3 protein-coding genes and 1 pseudogene are annotated in these 4,114 nt (G+C 38.4%); all 4 read right to left on the bottom strand.

Going from position 1 to position 4,114, the window contains the following annotated elements:
• A pseudogene (locus D1831_RS13795) lies at positions 1–381 on the bottom strand (hypothetical protein); the annotation flags it as partial.
• A gap of 166 nt (positions 382–547) precedes the next feature.
• Entirely contained in the window at positions 548–2,245 is a 1,698-nt protein-coding gene (locus tag D1831_RS13800; protein ID WP_125073415.1) for a hypothetical protein, read from the bottom strand.
• Positions 2,246–2,308: 63 nt separating this feature from the next.
• Positions 2,309–3,424 carry a CAP domain-containing protein gene (locus D1831_RS13805; protein ID WP_158610678.1) on the bottom strand — a complete coding sequence of 372 codons (1,116 nt, stop codon included), beginning with the start codon at positions 3,422–3,424 and terminating at the stop codon, positions 2,309–2,311.
• Between the two features lie 10 nt (positions 3,425–3,434).
• On the bottom strand, positions 3,435–4,114 hold a 680-nt coding region (locus D1831_RS13810), incomplete at its 5' end, for a CAP domain-containing protein (protein WP_148096381.1).

A 4,114-nucleotide genomic window follows, 5' to 3' on the forward strand; every position in this document is an offset into this window, starting at 1 on the left:
AAGTGCGTTGTAACTACCAGCTTTCAAATACTTTTGCAAGTACCAACCAGTGACACCATCTTTAGCATTGGTAACGTAATAGTATAAATACTTCTTACCATGTTTAGTAATGGTCGTCTTCTTAGAACGAGTCCACGTGCTGTTCCGGTAGTCCTTTAAATTATGGTTAGCCCGTAACCGTAGCTTTTGGGCACTACCATTTAATGTGTAGGTCTTAGCATTCTTGGTAGTGTAATATGCTTTTTTACTAACCTTAACTATCTTAGTCCGTTTATAGGTTGCACTCGCCTGCACGTTAGCAGGTTGAATCATCGTCCCACCTAATATGGCAATTGCAACTGCTGCAGTTATCCCTGTTTTGATTTGCCTAGTCTTATTCATGACATTGATACTCCCCTGATTGCTTATTATTCTCATTACATTGTTTGCTATTAATAACGATTACCCTAAGTCATGCCATAATGCCTATATAACTACTAAAAGTCCCTAACCCTTCTTTAGTGGCTCTAGTTTATATTTTAAAAACTAAGTTGTGTCGAACTTGTTATCAAATACTCTCTTTCCACTTACTGTTATGGGTAAACTTAAACATGGCATCGGTATCCACGTGCCAAGCCCCTTGCGTTAGTTGATGATAAATTTTACCGTCCGAAGCATAAATCCATTCTGCTCCAACTGATTGGACAACTTCATTGCCCTTATCATTAGTTACTGATTCTGCCGCAAAATAAAGTGGTGTGGCACCAGAAACTGATTTTTCAAAATACTTATAGTCATCATTACCACTACTTAAATCACTTGCATGTAATTTGGTGTGGCTATTACCATAGTGGTCATCAATCCATTTACCAAACTCATCTGCGGAATTAAAACTAGTCGGGTCCGATGTTGAACTTTCGCTACTAGATTCCGTATCATTGGATTTCGATGAACTATCCGATTTAACAATTGGTAGTTGTTCAGTTAACGTATCGTTGATTGACCAAACGTCCTTAACCAGGCTATAAATATTGCCATCGTCCGCAAAGATAATAATCGATGGTGCCTCGTAGTTGTCAGTTTCCGTAATTACAACATAAATTGCCCTAATACTAGTAAAGTTTTCAGCGAATATATTCTTGTATTTAACAATTTTTGTATCACTAGGTTTCTCAATACCACCAAGTGCGGAACTTGCATGGGACTTAGTCCAACTCAAGAATCCATCCTCGGAACCAAACGGGTCATTACTAATTTGCTTACTATCCGCTTTAGTATTCTTTTGCGCCTTGGTAAAGGTTGGCGTTACCGTAGTAGTTTGAATTTGCATTAATTTAGTCATGCTTGCATCCTGCTTAGAAGTAATAACTAAGTCACTACCCTTAATAACCCACGTAAAATTGTCGGTCACCCGTGAACTATTAGTCGTCACACCCGAATATTCGGACGGATCAGTCGTATCACCAACGATGGTATATTCCCGAATATCCCCAGTCGGCTTTAAACTCAGCTGGCCATTTTTAACACTCCACGTGCCTTGGTCATAGATATCCCATTTATGAGTGCCATCAATAATCCGACATTGCCACGTGCCGTCATCGTTAAAAGACATCCAGATTCGAGAAGTTCCCAGCTTGGCGTAGAATGTTTTCTGATTGACCGTTTGAGCCGCAGTTGAATAGCCTTTAGATTCGTTTTGAGCTAGCTTATCATAGTCACTGACCGGCTTTTTATCCGGATACAACTTGACATTATTGACGGTTCCCAGCAAATAATCCCCCTTATCCTCAATGGTCAAAGTTTTATTTTCCGCAGAGGTCAATTGCGTTTGCTTAGACTGGCCGTCCTTACTACGCACGCTTAACATGCTAGGATTACTACTACTCTTTAAATCAGCATCCGAGGTATAACTAGTTTCGGTCACTTTAGTAATACTCAGTTTAATTTCATGGTTAGTCTTATCGTATTTATACGTCCCCTGTTCGACAAAACGGGCTGCATAACCATTACTACTAGTAATCACTTGACCAAACTTACCGTTTTTACCAAAACTAATTTTGTATTGGTAGGTTGGATCGTCAGCAACACCCTTTCCCTGGTGAGTCCCCGAATAACTCTTACCAGCAACTTGACCTAAATCACTAGCCACTGCAGTCGTAACTGCAGAATGAGTATTTTTAGTTGTCGCTTTAGAACTAGTCGATTGACACCCTGTTAAAACTAACCCCGAAATTAATAATGTTGAAAGTAAAACTGCTTTCTTCACTTTGCTCCTCCTTTCGGTAGAACCACAAAATGGCCACCAGTAAAGGTGACCTAAAAAGATAGATTAAAAACCTAATTCAGCAGCATTATAAATTGTGCCATCCTTAGCAAGGTTTAATCCAATACCAATAGTGCCGTTACTACCATCCATAATATCGTTCCAATGTTCCGGTGAGTTTTTATAATTATTAACAAGTTGTTTTGCTAACGCCATATTAGTAGTTTCGAAACCAGCAGTAGTGCAATCTTCACCACCAAAATATGCCATTAAATTCATTTGCTTAGCTAATTCAATGGCATAATTATTACCATTTTCATCGTAATGACTAAAATTATTTTCTAATTGAACTGCACGTTTATTACCCAATTGTTCAAGACCAGTATTATATTTCACTGCTGCTCTACCACTTGCAATTCGATAATTATTAATTAGAGAAGTCATGTTTTGGGCGACCGTTACCGCATTGTAAGTTTTATCAGGATTAACTGATTTAGCAGTTTTACTAGGTTTATTAGTTGTAGTTACTTTATGTTTAATAGTCGTCCTAGTAACCTTTTTGTAGCTTCCAACCTTAACCAAACTGCTGTTCACCCAACCTTCAACACCCTTACTACTAGTAACGCAATAGTAAGTATGGCGTTTGCCTTGTTTATAAACGTAACGTTTTTGCGTGGCTTTATAGGTCTGCTTACTACTTAAACTAATGCCCTTACCAAACGTCATATAATTATTATTGCCGTTCAGTTGGTAAATCTTTCCTGGCTTAGCTCTAACATAGCTTTTTACAGCAATGGTTTTTGGATTGGTCATTTGGTAGTTCTTACCATGCTTCAGGTAATGACTCCAGACCCATCCCGTTACTCCATCTTTAGCACTGGTGACGTAGTAATACAGATACTTCTTACCATGCTTGGCCACGGTAGTTTTCTTTGTGCGTGTCCAAGTGCTCTTTTTGTAGCTATTTAGTTTATGATTCGCTTTAAGTCGTAACTTTTTACTACTGCCTTTAAACTGGACCGTGCTAGCATTACTGGTCGAATAGTAGGCAGCTTTGCCAGTCTTCACAGTCTTAGTTCGTTTATACGTGGCGCTTGCCTGAGCATTTTGAGGATAGCCCATACCTAGAATACCAAGTGAAATAAACGACGTTAACCCTAATTTCAATAGTTTATTTGTCATTAGCATTCACCTAATACCCAAGTTCAATAGCAAGATACATAGTTCTCTCCGGAGTAACATATTGACCAACACCAATTTTATTGTAACCACCATTTGTAAGGTCTGCCCAATGTCCTTCATAGGTCTTTACTGTCTTAATGATCGAATCCGCAGTTTGTTGATTACTCCCAATAAACCCAGATGTCCCAATATCTTCAGTTCCATAGTAAGTATCCCAGATACCATATTTCTTAGCTACTGCTTCTACATAGGCATTCCCATTTGAGTCATTATGACTGAAGTCAGCCGCTAATTGTTTAGCCCGTTCATTACCAATCTGAGTTAACGTTGCATCATATATTAAAGGTTGCGCATAGATTGTTGTAATTTGTGCTCTAGCATCATTTAATTCCTTTATTACATCGTTTGCTAACGTTGTAGCATTATAGGTTTTATCTGGATTAACTGATTTAGTTGCTTTAACAGGCTTATTGGTAGTAGTTGCTTTAGGTTTGCTGGTAACCGTTTTGGTAGTCTTTTTATAACTGCCCGCTTTGACTAAGCTACTGTTTACCCAACCTTTAACGCCCTTACTACTGGTAACGTAGTAGTAGGTGTGACGCTTTCCCTTTTTATAAACATAACGTTTTTGTGTGGCTTTATAGTTTTTTTTACTGCTTAAACTAGTGCCCTTACCAAATACCATGTAAT

Origin of the sequence: Lactiplantibacillus garii, assembly GCF_003885105.1 — a bacterium.
In the GTDB taxonomy this organism is placed as follows: domain Bacteria; phylum Bacillota; class Bacilli; order Lactobacillales; family Lactobacillaceae; genus Lactiplantibacillus; species Lactiplantibacillus garii.